Annotated in this window: 6 protein-coding genes; 3 read left to right on the top strand and 3 right to left on the bottom strand. The window is 63.9% G+C overall.

Features of this window, described 5'->3' with window-relative positions:
- Window positions 1-100: 100 nt before the first annotated feature.
- The 3 genes from CK627_RS19430 to CK627_RS19420 are packed head-to-tail and all read right to left on the bottom strand — an operon-like array spanning window position 101 to window position 5,711.
- Window positions 101-2,260, bottom strand: a complete 2,160-nt coding sequence (locus CK627_RS19430) for a type I secretion system permease/ATPase (protein ID WP_095593150.1) — start codon at window positions 2,258-2,260, stop codon at window positions 101-103.
- 2 nt (window positions 2,261-2,262) lie between these two features.
- Complete coding sequence (locus tag CK627_RS19425; RefSeq protein ID WP_065018234.1) at window positions 2,263-3,627, bottom strand: HlyD family type I secretion periplasmic adaptor subunit; 1,365 nt, start codon at window positions 3,625-3,627, stop codon at window positions 2,263-2,265.
- On the bottom strand, window positions 3,624-5,711 hold the full coding sequence (locus CK627_RS19420; RefSeq protein WP_095593149.1) for a peptidase domain-containing ABC transporter: 2,088 nt from the start codon (window positions 5,709-5,711) through the stop codon (window positions 3,624-3,626). The genes CK627_RS19425 and CK627_RS19420 overlap by 4 nt, the downstream gene beginning before the upstream one ends.
- Window positions 5,712-6,018: 307 nt before the next feature.
- Here CK627_RS19420 and rtxH point away from each other — a divergent pair, with 307 nt between their 5' ends.
- The 3 genes from rtxH to rtxA are packed head-to-tail and all read left to right on the top strand — an operon-like array spanning window position 6,019 to window position 20,986.
- The gene (rtxH, locus tag CK627_RS19415) at window positions 6,019-6,417 is read left to right on the top strand and encodes a protein RtxH (protein ID WP_010634640.1); all 399 of its coding nucleotides are present in this window, start codon (window positions 6,019-6,021) and stop codon (window positions 6,415-6,417) included.
- 20 nt (window positions 6,418-6,437) lie between these two features.
- Entirely contained in the window at window positions 6,438-6,899 is a 462-nt protein-coding gene (gene rtxC / locus CK627_RS19410; RefSeq protein ID WP_010634639.1) for an RTX toxin-activating lysine-acyltransferase RtxC, read from the top strand.
- Window positions 6,900-6,916: 17 nt separating this feature from the next.
- Window positions 6,917-20,986, top strand: a complete 14,070-nt coding sequence (gene rtxA / locus CK627_RS19405; RefSeq protein ID WP_095593148.1) for an MARTX multifunctional-autoprocessing repeats-in-toxin holotoxin RtxA — start codon at window positions 6,917-6,919, stop codon at window positions 20,984-20,986.
- Window positions 20,987-21,129 lie beyond the last annotated feature (143 nt).

Below are 21,129 nucleotides of genomic sequence, written 5' to 3'. Positions count from 1 at the left end.
TGTCAATTAGAGGGCTTATGACGGGGAGAGTCAATCCGGATCCTAACAGCCCCGCCTGTATCGGGACTGAATCAGCCCGCCATTATTCACAACCCAGTCATTAGCCGGTGCGGGCCATGGCCGGGAGCTCGTCATCAGAGGTCTGCTGGCGCCACAGCCTAGCATAGAGCCCCTCGCGAGCCAGCAGTTCATGGTGGCTGCCCGACTCCACTATCTGTCCCGCCTCCATCACCAGGATTCGGTCCGCCTCGCGCAGGGTATTGAGGCGATGGGCGATGCTGATGAGGGTGCGGCCGCGGCGGATCGCCGCCATGTTGGCCATGATGGCTGCTTCCGACTCATAGTCGAGGGCCGAGGTGGCCTCGTCGAGCAGCAGGATCCTGGGGTTGACCAGCAGGGCGCGGGCTAGGGCGATGCGCTGGCGCTGCCCGCCCGACAGGCGGGCCCCCTTCTCTCCCACCTGTTGCTCGAAGCCCTGGGGCAGCTCGCGAATGAAGGTGAGGGCGCCAGCCAGCTGCGCCGCTTGCTCCAGCTCGGCCTGAGTGGCATCGGGGCGGCAGATGCGGATGTTGTCGGCGATGGTGCCGGAGAAGAGCACGCTCTCCTGCAGCACCACGCTCATGTTGCGGCGCAGGGAGACGGGATCGGCGATGGCGAGATCCATGTTGTCCACCAGCACCTGACCATGCTGGGGCACATAGAGCCGCTGCAGCAAGCGGGTGAGGGTGCTCTTGCCGCAGCCGGACGGGCCCGTGATGCCGATAAACTGCCCCGGCTCGATGGCGAAGGAGAGGTTGGCCAGCACCTCGGGGGCATCCGGCTGGTAACGAAAGCGGATGTGGCGAAACTCGATGGCGCCTTGAAGGGCAGGCACGGAGGCGAGCCCGTGGTTGCCATGCTCCGGCGCCTCGTCGAGGATGTCGCCGACCCGGCGCAGGGCGATCAGGGTGTGCTGAAAATCCTGCCACACCTGGGCAAGGCGTAGCACCGGCTGGGTGACGTGACCAGCCAGCATGTTGAAGGCGACCAGCTCCCCCGGGCTCATGCGGCCGTTCAGTACCTCGCCGACGCCAAGCCAGAGCAGCAGGGCGGCGGTGAGCTTTTGTACCAGGTCGATACCCTGGGCGGCCGCCAGTCCCACCTTCTTGGCCTGAAAGCCACGCCTGAGCTGACGCGCCAGCAGGCGTTGCCACTCCTGGTAGAAGCGGCGTTCGGTGGCCGTGGTCTTGATGGTTTCGATGCCAGTGACCGCCTCGGTCAGGAAGCTGGTGGCATCGGCATCCGCCTGATACTCCGCCTCGACCTTCTTGCGCACCAGGGGGCCTATCAGCAGCCAGAGCAGGAAGTAGATCAGCAGCGAGCCCAGCACGCAGGCGGTCAGGCGCGGGGCATAGTGAGACATGACCCCGACGAACAGCAGGATGAACAGCAGATCCAGCACCAGCATCAGGGTCGAGCCGGTGAGGAATTGGCGGATCTGGGCCATCTCCTTGACCCGGGCGATGATCTGGCCGGTCTGGCGGGTCTTGAAGTAGCCGATGGGCAGTCCGACCAGATGGCGATAGAGCTTGCCGGAGAGCTCGGCATTGACCTGGTTGGCCAGATGGCCGAACACCTGGCCGCGCAGAAAGCCGTAGAGCGGCTCGGCGCAGGCCAGTGCCACCATGGCCAGAGCCAGCACGTGCAGGCTGCCGAGGCTGCGTCCCACCAGCACCTTGTCGATGATGTTCTCGAACAGCAGCGGGCTGGCGAGGGCGATGAGCTGCAGCAGAATGGCGAAGCAGAAGACGTCCCGCAGCTGTTTCTGCTGGCGCAGCACCGCCGGGCTGAACCAGCCCAGCCCGAACTTGACCTCGGCCGGGGTGAGATCCTGCTGGGCCAGTAACAGAAAGTGCCACTGCGCCGCCTCGGCTTGGCTCGGCAGCGGCTGCAGGCTGCTGGTGCCGCTGGCGGGATCAAACAGCTGCCAGCCCGCTGGCGTGATGGCAGTGATGGTGTACCAGCGGCCATCCCGCTTGAGCAAGGCCGGCAGCGGCAGCGCCGCGAGCGGGCAGCCAGGCCCCTGTGACAAGGCGCTACGCAGGCCAAGGTGGGCGGCGGCTTCCCGCACCGTCAGGTCGGGCGGTGCCAGATCGCAACCTAGGGCGTGGGCCAGCTGATCGGCATCGGCGGTCAGCATCAGTTGATGGGCCGCGTGGGTGAGGGCGGCGAGGGTGCCATTGGCGACGGGAGCGCGGTCGGCGGCGTGGGTCTGGTCCATTTTCATCGCTCCCGCAGCGCCTCGGCCTGATACTCGCGAATGGGGCTCAGCAGGTAGTCGATGACCCGGCGCCGGTCGGTCTTGATCTCCGCCACCACCGACATGCCCGGCGTGAGCCTGACGGGCTGGTTGTCGATCAACATCTCGCCCTGGCTCAGCTTGACCCTGGCGGCAAAGACCAGCCCCAGCTGCTCATCGGCGGTGGCGTCGCGCGACACGCTCACCAGCTCGCCATCTATGGTGCCGTAGCGGGTGTAGGGGAAGGCGTCCACCTTGATGCTCACCGCCTGCCCCTCGTGCACGAAGCCGATGTCCTTGTTGAGGATCTTCACCTCGGCGAGCTGTACCCCCTCGTTCGGTACGATCACCAGCAACTGCTGGGCCGGCTGCACCACGGCGCCCTGGGTGTGAATGGCCAGCTGCTGCACCGTGCCGGCCACGGGGGCGCGGATCACCTCCAGGTGCTCCCGCTCGCGCAGCTTGGCGAGCTCCTGCTCAATGGCGGTGAGCTGCAGCCTGGCCTGCTGGCGCTTCTCGATCCACTCCCGCTGTTTCTGTGCCTTGAAGCCGGCCAGCCGCTCCTGCAGGCTCTGCTGCTGGGATTGCAGCACCTCGAGCTCCGCCCGCTGCTGGGCGAGCTGGCGCTGGGTCTCCAGCAGCTCTTTTTCTTGCTCCAGATACTCCACCCGGGAGATGGCCTGGGACTGGCTCAGGGTCTGACGAGCCTGCAGGCGGGGCCGGATGTTGGCCAGCAGGGTGGTGAGGGAGGCCATGTCGCCCCGTCTGGCGGCCTGGTTGGCCTGGTTGACCCCGAGTTCGGCCTGCAGGTTGCTGAGGGTGCTGTGAAATTCGTGCAGCTCGCTCTGGTAGTTCTCTACCAGTGCCTGCTGCTGCTCCGGGGTGAGCCTGGCATAGTCCGGATGCTGGTCGGGTGTCTGCTCCCGGTAGAGCGCCTGGTAGCGGATCAGCGTCTGGTACTGGAAGGCCTGCTGCTGTCGCAAGCGGCTCAGATCCTGGCTGACCCCCAGGGTATTGAGGGTCAGCAGCGGCGCATCGGCGGCCACCACCTGACCGTCTTCCACGTGGATGGTCACCACCCTGGCCTGCTCGTAGGACTGGATCAGCTGGCTGCGGCCAAGCACCAGCAGGCGGCCGCTGGCGGTGGCCTGGATGTCGAGCTCGCCCCAGCAGGCCCACAGCAGGGTCAGCAGCACGCCGGCACTGAGGGTCAGCGCCGTGATGCGGGCAAAGGGAGAGGGGGGCGTCTCGGCCAGCGCCAGGTGGGCCGGCAGAAAGCCGTAGTGGGTATCCGCCTGCCGGGGTGGACGGGGTTGGCGAAAGCGGGCCAGCCAGGTACGCAGATTCATGGGGTCTCCTCGTGCAAGTCCTGCTGCAGCCGCCACAGCCGGGCGTAGTGCTCTCCTCGCGCCAGCAGGCTGGCATGGTCACCCTGCTCCACTATCTTGCCGCGTTGCAGGACGATGATGCGGTCGCACTGGCGCACGGTGGAGAGACGGTGGGCAATGGTGATGACGGTGCGGCCGCAGGCGATCTGGCGCATGTTGCGCTGGATCAGGGCCTGCGACTCATCGTCGAGGGCGCTGGTGGCCTCGTCGAAGATGAGGATCCTGGGGTCGGCCAGCAGAGTGCGGGCGATGGCGAGGCGCTGGCGCTGGCCGCCGGAGAGCGAGCTGCCCCCCTCCGCCAGCACTGTGTCATAGCCAAGGGGCAGCCGCAGAATGAAGTCGTGGGCGCCGGCCAGGGTGGCGGCCCGGATGATCTGGTCCAGGCTGGCATGGGGCACCGACTGGGCGATGTTGTCCCGTACCGACTTGTTGAACAGGTGGTTCTCCTGCAGCACCACCCCCATCTGCTGGCGCAGGTGGTGGAGGGGGAGCTGGCGGATGGGCTGGCCGTCGATGAAGATCTCGCCCTGCTCGGGCTGATAGAGGCGCAGCAGCAACCTGGCCAGGGTGCTCTTGCCCGAGCCTGAGCCGCCGACTACCCCCAGCGTTTCGCCGGGCGCTATGGTCAGGGAGAGATCATCGATGATGAGGGGGGCGTCCGGCTGATAGCGAAAGCGCACCCGCTCCAGTTGAATGGCGCCGGCACTCACCTGACCCGCGCCGTCACGCTGATGCTCGGGGGGCAGGTTGAGCATGTCCCCCAATTTGTCCACTGCGATCCGGGTCTGGATGAACTGGCCCCACAGCTCCACCAGCCGTGACAGGGGCTGGGCCACGTGGCCGGCCATCATGTTGAAGGCGATGAGCTGGCCTATGGTGAGTTGCAGGCTGATCACCTCGCTCGCACCGAGCCAGAGCACGCCGGCGCTCACCAGTTTTTGCAGCCACATGACGCCGTGCTGGGAGGCATTGTTAAGCTGCTGCACCCGGTAACCGGCGGTCACCATCTGGCTGGTCTGCTCATCCCAGCGCCGCACGAAGCGCGGCTCCAGCGCCAGGCTCTTGAGGGTCTCGGCGCCGGCGACCGTCTCGTTCAAGAAGGCGGTGTTGGCGGCGGCGTGGCCGAACTGCTGTTCGACCGCCTGTTGCATGCGCGGGGTGATCCACCAAGCGATCAGCACATAGGCGGGGATGGAGAGCAGGATCACCAGAGTCAGCATGCCGGAGAGGCTGGCCATGACCGCCAGGAAGACGAACATGAACAGCACGTCCACCGTCAGGGTGAACATGGTGCCAGTCAGGAACTCGCGGATGGTGTTGAGCTCCTGTACCCGGGTCACTATGGCCCCCACCTGGCGGCTCTTGAAATAGAGCAGGGGCAGGGCAAACAGGTGCTGCACCATGCGCAGGCCGAGCTGGATGTCGATCCGGTTGGCGGTGTGGGCGTACTGATACTCCCGCAACCCGCGCAGGCAGACCTCCACCAGGGCGGTGATCAGCAGCCCGAACACCAGCACGTCCAGTGTCGACCAGGCCTGATGCACCAGCACCTTGTCCATGACGACCTGAAAAAAGAGCGGGGAGATCAGCGCCAGGAGCTGCAAGACCAGTGAAAAGAGCAGTATCTCCCCTAGCAGCCGCTTCTGCTGCAGGAAGGCGGGAATGAACCAGCGGATGTCAAAGCGGCTCTGTTGTCTGCGTACTTGATAGACTCGTCCGTTCCAGCGAGCCAGCAGTGCCTGCTGGTCGATGACCTGGGGATTGCCGACGGCGGGGTCCAGGATCAGGGCCTGTTCCCCCTGGCGCTGGGCCAGCACGAAGGGGGAACCGCTGTCACTGAGCAGCACCAGGGGGAGCGTCTGTTTGGCGAGTTTGCGGGGAGCAATGTGACGTTGGCGGATCCGGCTGTCGGTCTGCTGCTGCAGCCTATCGATAATAATATCAAAGGGTTCGTCTGGCGTGATATCTATATCTTTAGGGGGACAGCCCAATAATCCGGTAATAATCTTCAAGCATGCCAAAACAGACTCGTCATGCGCAGTCATAATATACCCCGTTGCCGCGTTTAAACCCCTCCTGTTTATATGGGGCAAGGTGACCTGTTGCAGGCAGGGCGCGCATACTAACGAGCCGATAATTCCCTGTCAAATTTTATATACACTGACAAACTCCATAATAAATTATTGAGTCCATATATCCTGACGTGTTCCCAGGAGGTGTGCCTCAATTAACCTTAATGAGTTCATTGATATTTATTTTGACGTAATTACTCTATTTTTGAATCATTGTTTAATTGAACCGGTTAATATTTTCAAATATGGTAAATATAGCGAAAAATGAGATGTTAGCGCCATGTTGATTTATCTTTGGCGGGATTTTTGTTTTTTGTTTTACCTTATATTTATTGATAATGGAATTTATATGACAGAGCAGTTTGTACAGACAGTATCCAGCGTCAACTACAACAAGGGTATTTTTTCCCTCTATTTCGTCGGCCAGGATCCGCTCAAGATGGCGCAGGGCGTCATGGCGGAAAGTGACAATGAGCTGGCGCTGAAACAGACGGTCCACATGCCGGCTGCTGGCTTTATGTATATGGTTTCAATGATAAAAAACATGCTTGAAGATCCGCGCATGGCCGCCGAGTTCGACAAGCTGATTGCCGCAGGCCTGATCCCGGCCGCCCCTGCCGACGTGCAGGAAAGCGCTCCTGCCGCCACAGCACAGGCTGCACCGCGCAAGAAGAAATAAATTTCCGGTTTGGGGAGTCAATGCACTTGGTATTGCAACCAACGGAACCGAACTGGCAACAAAAACAACATATGTTGGGAGGAGTCATGCTGCTCAGTCAGCACTCCTCTCTCCATCGGCGTTATTCCGTCGCCGAGTGGCAGCAACGTATATTGCCAGCATTTGAGTTGAACCAGTTCTGCTATTATGAAGACTCACACGGACGCCCGGTTGCATTTTGTAACTGGGCGTTTGTCTCTTTATCCATTCGTAACACCTTGCTGGCCGCCGAGCGCGAGCTGATCCGTGAGGATTGGCAATCCGGCGACCATATTTTTATTCCGGAGATGATAGCGCCATACGGACATGCCCGCGCCGTGGTGAGCGATCTGCGTCGCCGGATATTCTTGCCATGGAAAGGGCAGCGGGTCTGCACCGTGCGTGGTCATGTTCATGCCGAGCATGGTCAATGTGTTCGCAGGGTGCAGTGGTTTTCCATTTAATCATAATGAGTTAATACATGGGAAAGAGTGTATGGAGAAGTATTGAGTACTTCTTTACCGGTAATTACACAGCAGATGACGGAAACAATGATATCGATGCCTATGGCTTCGGTGGCGTCATCCGTGCCTATGGTGGTGACGACACCATCCGGGTCGGATCCATCGGTGCGACCGTCTATACCGGTACGGGCAACGACAGCGTCTATGGCGGTGCCGCCTATCTCAAGGTGGTTGACGACTCCGGCAACCTGACCGTCAAGGGGGCGGCGGGCTACGCCGACATCAGTAAGTCCCAGTCCGGCAATGTTCACTTTGCCGGTGCCAGCGGGGCGACCAACATCGACCACCAGGGGCGTGACGGCGACATCCGCTATCAGGGGGCGGCGCTGGCCAACTTCCTGACCCGCAAGGGGATCAGCGGCAACGTCAGCTTCGAGGGGGCCGGCGGCTACAACAAGCTCTGGCACCAGACCGACCGCGGCGATCTGAGCTACAGCGGCGCCGGGGCGGCCAACAAGCTGGACCGTACCTGGCACAGCCAGTATCAGGGTTCGCAGGGCAACATCCACTTCTCGGGGGCCGGTGCGGCCAACATCATCAGCTCCCTGGTGGAGTCCGGCAACATCACCCTGAACGGGGCCGGTGCCTACAACAAGGTGTTCCGCAAGGGGCGCGAGGGGGATATCAGCTTCAACGGCGCCGGCGGCTGGAACGAGCTCTCCCGGCTGCGCAACGAGCAGGACGAGTACCTGCAGACCCGTGGCGACATCCACTTCAACGGGGCCGGCGGCTACAACCGGCTGCTGTCGGATGTGGCCGAGGGCAACATCCACTTCAAGGGGGCGGGGGGCTACAACCATCTCTCCCGCAAGGGCGCGGACAGCGACAGTTCTCCCTTCGCCGGCGCCCGTGCCGACGAGATCGCGCTGACTACCGCCACCATGGGCGGCAGCTGGATCAACCAGTCCCAGGCCGTCACGGCCATCAAGTCCAGCCTGCAACCCAATACCTACCTGTTTGCCTTCTTCGATGGCATGTACACCAAGATCAACCGGGTAGAGCTCTCCAACGATGGCGCAAGCGGTGCCCTGCGTTATCACGCCACCTCCTGGTACAAGGAGGGGAACCAGCTTGACGGGCTGGCCGGTCGTCAGATCGACGAGCACAACGGCTTCATCTCGACGCAAACCGACGGCGCCTATCGGCTGAGCGATCTGGTGTTCGAGCGGCGCCAGCGCATCAAGCTGGAGGCGGTAGAGGCGGATCTGACCGAAAACAGCTGGATCAACTACGGTGGCGGCGTGAACGTGGCGGCGGCCGACGTGACGCTCTCCAGCGCCAAGATGAGCGGTTACGCCATTTTTGAGGATGGCACCAAGGTCGACGTGAGCGCGCTGAAATCCCGGGTGCAGGCCAACACCTATGTGTTTGCCAAGCAGCTTGGCCCCTACACCAAGATAGTGGTGGTGGAGCTGGCCAATGATCGGGAGACCGGGGCGCTCAAGTACCTCGCCAAGGCCTGGTACAAGGAGGGCAACCACCTGGCGGGATTGGCCGGTCAGGTCATCTCGGAGCGTACCGGCTTCACCGCCATGGGGACGGGGGGTTACTCCCTGAGCGAGGTACACTACCAGCTCGACACCGTCACGGCCGTGTCGGATCGACTGCCGGCCACCCGCGAGTTCTCCAGCCAGCTGCTGCTGCCCCGTCAGCAAAGTGGCGGCAAGAGCAAGGGGGACATCTTCTTTGACGGCGCCGGTGGCGGCAACGTCATCGAATCCGACGTGACCGAGGGCAACATCCACTTCAACGGTGCCGGTGCGGCCAACGTGCTGATCAAGCGCGGTCAGCGTGGCGACCTGGTGTTCCGTGGGGCGGGCCTTGCCAACGTGCTGGTCCACCAGGGGGCCCAGGGCCGGATGGATGTCTATGCCGCCGGTGCGGCCAACGTGCTGGTGCGCAGCGGGGATGGCGAGTACCTGGCCCGTCTGCTGGCCTATGGCAACATCTCGGTGCAGCAGGGCCGTGGCGACAGCCAGGTGGTCATGCTGGGCGGTTACAACACCCATACCCAGCTGGGCGATGGCCAGGGGCTGTGGCTGGCGGGGGGCGGTTTCAACCTGCTGACCCAGGTCGGCAACGGCCGGCTCGATGCCCTGTCTGTGGGCGGTGCCAACGTGCTGACCAAGTTCGGCGCGGGCCAGCTGACGGCCGGACTGCTGGGCGGTGCCAACGTGTTGACTCACGTCACCCAGGGGGACGAGGCTGCCGATACCCGCGCCGTGCTGCTGGGGGGCGCCAACGTGCTGACCAAGAAGGGCAACGGCAAGGTACAGGCCATTCTGGGGGGCGGCGCCAACGTGCTGACCCAGATTGGTCAGGGGGATACCCAGGCGCTGCTGCTGGGGGCTGCCAACGTGCTGACCCGGGTCGGTGATGGCGATCTCTCTGCGGTGATGCTGGGGGGCGCCAACGTGCTGACCCATGTCGGCAATGGCGACACCCTGGGTGTGATGGGGGCCGCCGGCAACCTGTTTACCAAGGTGGGCGACGGCACGGCCATTGCCGCCATGATCGGCGCCGGCAACCTGTTTACCCAGATAGGCCAAGGCGATGCCTGGGCTCTGATGGGCGGGGTGGCCAACGTCTTCACCAAGGTGGGCGATGGCAATGCACTGGCGCTGATGGTGGCCAAGGCCAACGTCTTCACCCATATCGGTGACGGCCTGACCGTGGCGCTGATGCTGGCCCAGGGCAACCTGGCGACCAAGGTGGGCAACGGCATGACGCTGGCCGCCATGGTGGGCAATGCCAACGTCTTCACCCACGTCGGTGCTGGCGAAACCTTCGCCGCCATGCTGGGGCAGGCCAACCTGTTCACCAAGGTGGGGGATGGCCTGACGGCCGCGCTGATGATCGGCAAGGCCAACGTCTACAGCCACATCGGCAACGGCACCAGCCTGGGGCTGTTTGCCGGCGAGCTGAACGTGATGACCAAGGTGGGCAACGGCACCACGCTGGCAGCCCTGTTCGGCAAGGCCAACATAGTGACCCATGTCGGCAGCGGTCTGACCGGCGTGCTGGCGCTGGGCAAGGCCAACATCATCACCAAGGTGGGGGATGACTTCCTCGGCGCCATCGCCAAGGCCGATGCCAACGTGCTGACCCATGTGGGCAATGGCACCACCGCCGGCGTGCTGTGGGGCAAGGGCAACCTGCTGACCAAAATAGGTGACGGCACCACGGTGGGCCTGCTCATCTCCGAAGTGGGCAACGTGATGACCCACGTCGGGGCCGGCAGCACCATAGGCCTGGCCAAGGGGCGCGCCAACCTCATCACCAAGGTGGGTGACGGGCTGGTGGTGCAGGGCGCCTGGGGCGACGTCAACCTGCTGACCCAGGTCGGCAACGGCGATCGCTACAGCTTCGCCAAGGGCCGCGCCAACGTGCTGACCAAGGTGGGGGATGGCCGTGAAGTGGCCGTGCTGCAAGGGGAGGCCAACCTGGTCACCCAGGTCGGCAACGGCGATGGCTACACCGGCGCCTGGGGCAAGGCCAACGTCATCACCAAGGTGGGGGATGGTCGTCAGGTCGTGCTGGCCAAGGGCGATGCGAACATAGTGACCCAGGTCGGGGATGGCGAAGGCTATCAGGCGCTGCTTGGCAAGGCCAACATCGTCACCCGGGTGGGGGACGGCATCCAGGTCACCCTCGCCAAGGGGGAGGTCAATCAGACCACCACGGTCGGGGACGGTCTGAGCGTGACGGCCGCCTACGGCAAGTTCAACAACAACGTCAAGGTGGGTGACGGCACCACAGTCAACCTGGCCTGGGGTGACTACAACCTCAACACCAAGGTAGGGAACGGCCTCAACATCGCGGTCATGAAGGGCAAGGGCAATGCCAATGTCCAGATCGGCGACGGGCTGGACATCACGGCCGCCTATGCCCGCCACAACGTGGCGATCAAGATCGGCAACGGCGACTTCTACAGCCTGGCCGTCGCCAGCAGCAATACCAGCAGCAACAAGCTCGGCACCCTGTTTGACAACATCAAGCAGACCCTGCTCGGCAGCGCGGGCAACCAGGCCATCAACTATCTGGTGCAGGGCGATGAACATGGCCCGATCAAGACCCCGCAAGCGGCCAGCCTGGGCGAGGTACAGGGACTGAGCGGCTTTGGTCTGGACGAGATCAGCGAGGTGAAATCCTCCCTGGCCGGCAGTCTGACCGGCAAGGTGAGCCAGGCCGGCGAGCGCGACGAGCAGGCAATGGACAAGGCGCTGCAGCTCGATGAGCAGGGGCTGGCCCGAGGGGGCGATAACCTCATCGTCAACGGCGATTTCGAACAGGGTGCGCACGGCTGGCAACATGCCGGCGCCGGCATCGAGGCCGATTTTTCCGCCGCCACTTACGGGCTGGCGACCGACGGGCACGGTGCCCGGGTCAGCGAACTGTCGACTGACCGCAATACCCAGATTTCCCAGGATCTTGCCGGCCTCAAGGCGGGCGAGACCGTCAACCTGACATTTGATTTTGCCCGTCGGGCCAATATTTCCCTGCAACACGGCATCGAGGTGCTGTGGAATGGTGAGCGGGTGTTTGCCAGCGAAGGGGACGCCAGCAGCTGGCAGAGCAAGGCGCTGACGCTGACGGCCAGAGAAGGTGCCAATACCCTGGCGTTCCGCGGCACCGGTGAGAACAACGGCCTTGGCTACCTGCTCGACAACGTGGTGGCCACCGCCGCCGGCAAGGCCGAGATAGGCCAGGTCAGCGCCCAGCTGGCGCAAGATGACAACGCCGCCCGGGCGAGAGGCGATCAGGCGAGTGCCGATGCCGACAAACAGCGGCTCGAGCAGGAGAAGGCACAGCAGCTGGCCGCCATCGCCGGGAGCCAGTCCCAGCTGGAGGCTACCGACCAGCAGAAGCTGGCGGAGAATGGCCAGCAGCAGCGTGCCGCCATCGAGGCGGAAGCCCGCGACATGACGGCGCAGCTCGATACGCTGGCCCGCCAGTTTGACCAGGTCAGAACCCCTGACGCGGCGAGCGAGCCGTCCGGCCAGCACTGGCGCACCGGCTTTGCCGACCACCTGCTGAGCACGGTGCAGGAAGATCTGGACGATGCCGGCAGCACGGCCGGCACGGCGATCGAAGATGCCAGGCTCCGCCATGAGGCGCAGCACCAGCAGGTCGATAGCGCGCTGGCCAAGTCCAAGACGGGTCAGCAGCGCAGCGAACAGCTGCAAGGTGACGCCGAGGCGGCTGGCCAGCAGCGGGCCGCCCAGGCCGAACAGCGCCGTCTCGACGCGCTGGCTCGCCAGGGGGCGGCTGCATCGCGCCAGCAGCAGGGCGAAGCGAGTGCCAGCCAGGCGCAGCTCGCCGGCGAGCAGGCGGCCAGCCAGGCCGGTTTGCAGGCCAACCAGGCCAAACAGAATGCGGCGAGCCTCAAGCAGAGCGGCGACAAGCCGAACCGCCAGGGTGCCCAGCCCGGCCAGCCCTCGGCCACCGCACAGCCCCTGCCGCAGGCCGGCGAGCTGGATGTGCCCGCGATCGGCACCGTATTGGCTCCTGATGAGGTCCAACCCTCGGCAATCGACACTGCCACCGGGCTGAGCGAGCAGGAGCAGTCCGCCCTCGACGGGGCGCTAGCGGCGGTCAACCGCCTGCAGATCAATGCCGGGATCCGTCAACCGGCGACACCACCTGTGCTCCCGACCCCAACACCGAGCCTGGTGCAGGAGGAGGCACATGCTACAGCCACGGCGAGCAAGCCGGTGCAGCAGCATGAGGTACTGGCCACGGCGGCCGTGGATCTCACCGGCCTGCATGGCCCCCGCACGGGCAGCAAGGCCGTGCCTGAGTTCAGCAGTCACTTCAACGGCTCCTCCATCGGCATCGAGAACGAGCTGACGGGGCTGGTGGTGGCGTTGCCGAAGAACTCGGCACAGAAGTTTGGCTACGTGCACGACGCTGCAGGCAATCCGCTGTTCATGCTGACCAAGGACATGAACCAGGGGGGGTACACCAATCCCGCCGGAATAAGCGATGTCAAAGGGATCAACCAGTGGCAGACCCATACCATAGAGCTGGTGACCTATCCAAGCGAGATGCAGGATCAGCAGGCGGTGGAAGCTCGCAAGGAGGCCATGCTCTGGCTTGCCAGAGAGTTCACCCAGCACATCAGCCAAACCAATCACACCAGACTGTCCGATCTCGTGAGCGAGGATGGCCGCTTCACCCTGGTCATCTCCAATGCCAACCACGTGATCGCCGCCGGCAATGGCGCCGCCCGTGACGGTCAGGGGCAGACCATCGGCATGACGCCGAGCGGCCAGCAGGCGACCGTGGCGGTCAGTGCCAAGGCGTTTGGTACCGGCTCGTCCCAGGAGATCCGGCTGCTGGAGTCCGCTCCCTGGTATCACCCCGAGCTGAAGGAGCTGTTGCTGTCCAACACGGCCAATGTGCAGTGGGAGGATGCGGCCACCGCACAGAATGTGTTTGCCTACCTCACCTCCATTTACGGCAAGACGGCCGATCTGGCCCGGGAATACGGCATTCACATCAATGACTGGGATCCGCTGGCCGAGGGGATCACGCCCAACGCCCAGGGGTTGACCGATCCCAAGGTCAAGAATGCCTGGGAAATCTTGCCGAGAACCAAGCCGGTGGCCATGTTGGCGCTGCTCAGTGCCCATGACCGCAAGCTGGTGTCCGAGCAGATCCTGGCGACCCTCAAGTCGGCTTATTCACCGGCGCTGGCACAGAACATCTATGACTACTTCAAGTTTGGTGGCGAAGTGGCCGGGCATGGCATCAACAATGCGACCACGGGGGATGGCAAGCACCCGGAACCGGCCATCCTGTTCGAGTTCCGTCAGGTGCCGAACGAGCTGAGCCAGTTTGTGCCGAAGTCGGAGTCGACCGCCAGGGTAGAGGTGAAGACCCTCGACCAGTTCGACCCGGTCAGTCGCCGCACCATAGTGGCGGCGGTCAACAACCTGGTCGAGCAGAGTGCGGACTTCGACAGCTGGTATCAGGCCTATCGGGAGAGCCAGGGGCTGCCGCCGGTCAAGAATGCCAAGAAGGTGGCCTCTGCCAACCACAAGGCCGAGTGGGTGATGGCCAACCATGCCGAGGCATGGAGCCAGCTCACCGCCGAGCATCAAGCGGAGGATGCAAACGGACTGCAGGCCCTGGGTGGCCACAAGCCGGGGGACCAGAGCCCGGGCGCGGCGGATGCCGATACGGCGCCGCTGGACAAGCAGCCGCTCAATCCGCTGACCCGCTTCCTCAACGACAACCTCTACGGCACCCGCGATGAGCGGCGCCAGGTGGGCGACATCACCCGCCAACTGCTCGACCATGCGGTGAGCAAGGGCGAGGCCGAGCAGGTGACCCTGCAAGGGGATGCCGGCCGTCTGTCCGGTTACCTGCACAAGGGGGCCGAGCGGCCAGGGACGTCGCAGGATGGCAAGCCCGAGGTGGTGCTGTTCCTGCACGGTTCGGGTTCCTCCGCCGAGGAGCAGGCCGATGCGGTTCGCAGCCACTACCAGAAGCAGGGCATCGACATGCTGGCGGTCAACCTGCGCGGCTATGGGGCCAGCGATGGCGGTCCCAGCGAGCAGGGGGTCTACCAGGATGCCCGCACCATGTTCCGCTATCTGGTGGAAGAGCGTGGGGTGGCCCCTGGCAAGATCCTGATCCATGGCTACTCCATGGGCGGCCCCATCGCCGCCGATCTGGCCCGTTATGCCGCAGAGCAGGGCAAGCCGGTGGGCGGGCTGCTGCTCGATCGCCCCATGCCCAGCATGAGCAAGGCGATCAAGGCCCACGAGCTGCCCAACCCGGGCGGTCTGGTGGGGGCGATCGCCAAGGCGATCAACGGTCGTTTCTCGGTGGAGAAAAACCTCGACGGCCTGCCCAAGAGCACGCCCATCATGCTGCTGACCGACAACGAAGGGCTTGGCAGCGAAGGGGAAAAACTGCGGGCCAAGCTGGCCGTGGCCGGTTATCAGGTCAGCGGTGAGCAGACCTTCTATGGCCATCTGGCCAGCAACCGCCTGATGGGCCAGTACGCCGAGCAGATCGTGGGTGACTTGTTCAACCGCACGCCGCCGGCTGCAGACATTGAGGCGCCGCTCAAGGGCATCGAGGCCATCAGACGCGATCTCAAGCGCTACCAGGAGGCGCTCACCCCGCAGGTGGGCAGCAACGGGGCGACCAGAGACATCCGTACCACCAAGGCCTTCCTGGCCGGATATCAGCAAGGGCTGGCCGGCAAGGTGGTCGAGGGCTTCCAGTCCGACATGAGCATGACCCAGCTGGTGGACCTGTTCGTCCAGCCGACCCTGACGCCACAGCAGCAGGGCGCGCTGGCCTGGGAGATCGAAAACCGGGCGCTCAAGAGCACCATCAAACCCAGGATTGAGCAGTCCAACCGTCTGTTCCGCGACGTGGCCTCGCAAGGTGGCACGGATCCATATGCCAGAGAGCATCTGGCTCCCCAGCTGTTGCTGCTCAATCTGGCGGATGACGGCTTCGGCGGGCGCTGCGATCCCCTCTCCAAGCTGGTGCTGGTCGCCAAGCAGCTGGAGAGCGAGGGGCAGCCCGATCTGGCGCGGCGCATGATGGAGAAGCTCTACTCCGCAGCGGCGGTCATCAACAACCCGGATCGCTACTCGGCTACCGAGCTGGACAACGCCCGCAAGCTGGTGGGCAGCCTGGCGGAGATCCACACCAACACGCCGGCCGCCTACAACTACGACAGCCTGCGCAGCATCAAGTACGACATCGTCAAGGAGAAGTGGGAGGGCAAGAACGCCATCTCCCTCGATACCGTGCTCACCAAGCTGACTGCCAAGGGTAGCGATGCTCCCGTGTTGCTGGAGCTGGATGCGCCGGGCCACGCCATGGCGGCCTGGGCCAAGCAGGGAGAGGCTGGCCGGATCTACGGCTTCTACGATCCCAATGCCGGCATCGTCGAATTCTCCTCCGCCGAGAAGTTCAGTCGTTACATGACCCGCTTCTTTGGCAAAGAGGGGCTGGATATGGCCAACGGCTACCACCTCAAGCCGGGGCCGGATGGCAAGCCGCTGTTCTTCAGGGTCAGCGAGATGAACGGCGCCGAGCTCGCCCGCTTCAAGCCGTCCAAGGATCTGGCCAACAAGGTCACCCTGCAGGAGATCCTGCAGTTGCCGGTATTTGACGAGAGTCCGATGGCGGAGCTGCCGGGCAAAACGGGGGTGACGGAGCGCACAGCCAGGCTGTTTGCCGACGTCTACAGCCCGGAAGAGCTGAAAAAAGCTGCCCAGGTCTTTGCCAAGCCCATTGGCGAGTCTTATCAGCAGATCCTGGATCAGCTCGCCACGCTGCATGGTGCCAGCGGACAGGCCAAGGTAGAAGCCGCATTGCGGTTGAACAATCTGATCGACGACTACTTGGTCAAGCACGAAGGTTCCGGCAGAAATCCGGCGCTGAGCAAGCTGCAGAGTCAGCTTCACGGAAATCTCTATCGTGGCGAGCTGGCCTCGTTGCAGGCCGAGGTGACGGCACTGGCCAAGACCCGCCCGGACCTGGCTGCCATTGTCATCGGCAAGGCCGCCGAAGAGGCGCAGGGCCAGCACCCGGGTCTCACCCAGATGGTGCTGCGCTGGGCGGCGCAAGACCCCTATCTGGCGGCCAAGGCTGGATACCAGGGGGGCGTGCCGGCGGATCTGCCGTTTGAGGCCAGATTCCACGTCGTCCTCGGCGAGCAGCATGACAATCTGAAGAAGTGGCTGAGCGAAGCCCAGGGGGAGGGACTGCTGAGCCGTGCCGTGCTGGACGACACCAGCAAGGTGCTGCATCTGGGTTACTCCTACCAGGAGCTGCAGGACATGACGGGGGAGCAGTCCGCCCAGATGGCGGTCTACTTCATCAAGGAGGCCGCCAAGCAGGCAGCCCCCGGATCTGAGCTCTCCGCCGAGCTCATCATGCTGGACAAGTTCGGTGACCGTCGTTACCTCGGCGAGCTGGAGTCCCGCCGTATCGCGCAGGTCGAGAACATCTATCACAGCAGCAAGCAGACCGATGTGGCGGCCTGGGATGCCCGCTATGGTGGCGATGCCCTGCGGACGCTGAACAACCAGCTGGACGGCGAGAGCACGCTGGCCGGACAGCTGTCGCGCCTGCTGGATAACCGCAATGGCCTGCTGATCGGCGAAACCCACGGTAGCGACGTCAACGGTCTGCGGTTCGTCAACGAGCAGATGGATGCGCTCAAGACCCAGGGGGTGACTGTCATCGCTCTGGAACACCTGCGCAGTGAGCTGGCTCAGCCGCTGATCGACCGTTATCTGGCGGGGGGAGAGATGTCTCCCGAGCTGACGAGCATGCTCAAGAACAAGCACCTGGAGCCCTCCCTGTTCGAGCGGGCCCGGGAGCGGGGAATGCGGATCGTGGCGCTGGACGATGGCAGTACCGCCAGACCCGCCATCGCTGGCACCGAGCACGGCCTGATGTACCGGGCCGGGGCGGCCAACAACGTCGCCGTCGAGGTCTTGGGCAAGTTGCCGGTCGGCGAGAAGTTCGTCGCCATTTACGGCAGTGCGCACCTGGCGTCCCACAAGGGGATCGAAGGCTTCGTACCCGGCATTACCCATCGCCTGGGGCTGCCGGCCCTGAAGGTGGATGCGGACAATCGCTTCCACCTGCAGGCGGACGATGTCAGTCAGCGGGTCGAGTACGCCGATGTCGGCAGGAAGTGGACGCCGGTGACGGCGCTGGATGGCGAAGACCAGCCGGTTCGCAACCAGCGGGTCAACCAGTGGCAGCAACCTGAGGTGACACCGGGCAGCGAAGGGGGCGAGACCCGCTTCACCAGCCAGATCATCATCCAGACCGAAGATGATCCTGTGGCTGCCAAGGCCGCGGCCAGCCTGGCCGGCAAACACCCCGACCACAGCGTGGTGGTGCAGCTGGATGCAGATGGCAACTATCGGGTGGTCTATGGCGATCCGGCTCAGCTGGCCGGCAATATCCGCTGGCAGGTGGTCGGCCATGGCCGCGATGAGGATGGACAGAACAACAGCCGCCTCAGTGGCTACAGTGCCGACGAGCTGGCCGGGCGCCTGCGCCGCCTGGGCGATCGTCTGCAACAAGAGGCCGGCGTGGTCACCAAACCGAGTCACGTCAGCCTGGTGGGTTGCTCCCTGGTGAGCGACGACCTGCAGGCCGGCTTTGCCCGTCGCTTCATCCAGGCGCTGGATAACGAGGGGATCCGTACCCAGGTGTCGGCTCGCAGCAGCGAGGTGGCGGTAGACCAGGGGGGTCGCAAGCACACCCGTGGTGAGGCGGATGTGTGGGCCCGCAAGGTGGCCGCCAACAAGGTGGTGCTGACCCTCAACGACGCCGGCGAACCCGTGGTGTACAACGAGCGGGTGCGCGGCGGCGTGGCTGAAGGGGACATCGACCTGGCGAAAGTGGGCCAGAGCGAGGGCGAAAGCCGTGCCCGGGGCGCCATCGCCGACAACGACGAGACCTTCGTCGCACCCGAGAAACAGCGCCAGCCGGAGACGGCATCGAGCCAGACCAGCAGTGCGGTCAGCTACTCCGGCAACGTTCAGGTCAACGTGGGGGATGGCGAGTTCACCGCCCTCAACTGGGGGACCACCAACCTGGGGGTCAAGGTAGGCACGGGCGGCATGAAGTCGCTGGCCTTCGGCGACAACAACGTCATGGTGCACATCGGGGATGGCGACAGTAAACACAGCGTCGACATCGCCGGCTACCGGGCGCTGGAAGGGGCCCAGCTGTTCGTTGGGCAACGCAACGTCAGCTTCAACCTGGGGCGCAGCAACGATCTCATCGTGATGCTGGAGAAATCCATCCCCACTCCGCCGCTGGTCAATCCGTTTGACGGGGCCGCCCGCATTGCCGGTGCCCTGCAGCAGATCGCCGGTGACGGTGCCAAGCCGGATTGGGTTGCCAGCCAGTGGGATCAGTGGACCCTGGCCGGCGCCAACAAGTTCGTGGCCGACATGGCCGGTCTGGATCAGACCAGCAGCGTCGAATACGGCTCGCTCACCACCCTGGACAGCGGCAACGAGCGCAGCAGTCGCGGGCTCAAGAGCGACCTGGAAGCGACTCTCAACAAGGAGTTCAACAAGCGCATTTCCGGCGGTGGCCAGGGTGCGCAGGGCCCTCTGGACCGGGCGGGCAAGTTGCGCCAGGCCAACGAGAAGCTGGTCTTCAACTTTGCCGTTGCCGGTCAGGGGGCCGATATCCAGGTCACCACGGGCAACTGGAACTTCGTGTTCGGTGACAACATCCAGGCGATCCTGGACACCAACCTGGGCTCCCTGTTCGGGTTGATGACCCAGGAGTTCACCGCCAGCGGGCAGGCCAAGACCACCTTTACCTTCACCCCGACCGATCTGCCGCGCCAGCTGCAGAACCGGTTGCTGGGTCGTCTGGCAGGGGTGGGGGCCGATACCACGCTGGCGGATATCTTCGGCGTGGATTACAACGCCCGTGGCCAGCTGGTGGCCCGTGATGGGGATGCCATCGATGCGCCGGCCCTGTTGCAGGAGATGCTGGGGGTCATCGCCGAGTTTGGCGGCGATCAGCTCAAGAGCCTGACTGATCCGGCCAAATGGCTCGATCAGCTCAAGGCCGGGCTGGATCTGGGGGAAGATGCCCTCAGCAGCTTTGCCCGTACCCACGGCCTGCAGGACGAGGCGCCCGAAGAGGCCAAGTCCGGGACCGTGACGGTGCAGCAGGGGAACGAGGCCAAGCCGGCGGCGCTGCCAGCCGCCACCGAGGAGCGGGCCTTCGGCTTCAACGCCCTGAGCCTGCCCAACCTGTTTGCCACCCTGTTCAACCGGGACAAGCAGGCGGAGGTGGTGACGCTGGCCAAGAACCTCAAGCAGAACCTGACGGCCGATCTGCTCAACATGAAGGAGCAGACCTTCGACTTCCTGCGCAACAGCGGCCACCTGCAGGGAGATGGCGACATGCATGTCTCCCTTGGCAACTACAACTTCAACTGGGGGGGAGACGGCAAGGATCTGGGGGCCTACCTCGGCGACAACAACAACTTCTGGGGTGGTCGCGGGGACGATGTCTTCTACGCCACCGGCACCTCCAACATCTTCACCGGCGGCGCCGGTCAGGACACCGGGATCATGATGGGACGGGAGAACATGATGTTCGGCGGGCAGGGTGACGACGTCGCCGTGCTGGCCGGCCGTGTCAACCGCGCCTTCATGGGCGAGGGCAACGATCAGGCCTTCATCTTCGGTGAAGAGGGCATAGTGGAAGGGGGCGCAGGCCAGGATTATCTGGTGACCTCCGGCAACTACAACCAGATCGATGCCGGCGCGGATCAGGACTTCACGGTGACCATAGGTCATCACAACCAGATCCGGCTCGGCGAGGGCGATGACTTTGCCATGGTGTTCGGCAATCACAACCGCTTGCTGGCCGAGCATGGCAACAACCAGGTCAAGCTGATGGGCTATCACGCCACCATCCGGGGTGGTGACGGCCGGGATCGCTTGATTGCCGACCAGGTCGCCAAGTTCAGTCAGCTCGATGGCGGTGCCGGCGATGATCTGCTGGTGCTGGGCGGTTACCAGAACCAGTTCAGCGGTGGTACCGGCGTCGACAGCTTCGTGTTCAGTGGCGCCGTGATAGAGAACCTGGTGCAGGACATCGGCAAGGAGGACTTCATCGTCTTCAACGATGTCAGCTGGCGGGATCTCTGGTTCAAGCGCAGCGGCTACGATCTGCAACTGCTGGTCAACCGTCGTGCCGATGGCGCCAGCGAGCAGGGCAAGTTCGAGCAGCTGGGCAGTGCCACCTTCAGCAACTACTTCGCCGACAACCGGGCCCAGCTGGTGATCGGGCTTGGCGAGCAGCAGGCTGACGGCGAGCGCAGCTACAGCGCGCTCTCCCATCAGGCGGTGGACAACCTGATCCAGGCCATGAGCAGCTTCGCCCCCGAAGCGGGCGACATGGGCCTGCTCAACCGGCTCGACAGCCAGGCCAACAGCCTGGTGCAGTCGGCCTGGGGTGATGTGATCCAGGGCAAGGGGCGGGTTGCCTGAGCAACCTGACTTCCCTCCCGTAAGGTAAAAACCTGCTCTTCGGAGCAGGTTTTTTTATGCCTGTCGCACCCGAAGCGGGCGGCGCAGGCACCAACAAAAAAGCCAGTCAGGGGCTGACTGGCTTTTTATTGGTGCTTATCGGG

It is taken from the genome of Aeromonas dhakensis (genome assembly GCF_002285935.1).
Lineage (GTDB): Bacteria > Pseudomonadota > Gammaproteobacteria > Enterobacterales > Aeromonadaceae > Aeromonas > Aeromonas dhakensis.
This window is presented reverse-complemented; position numbering and strand designations above follow the sequence as displayed.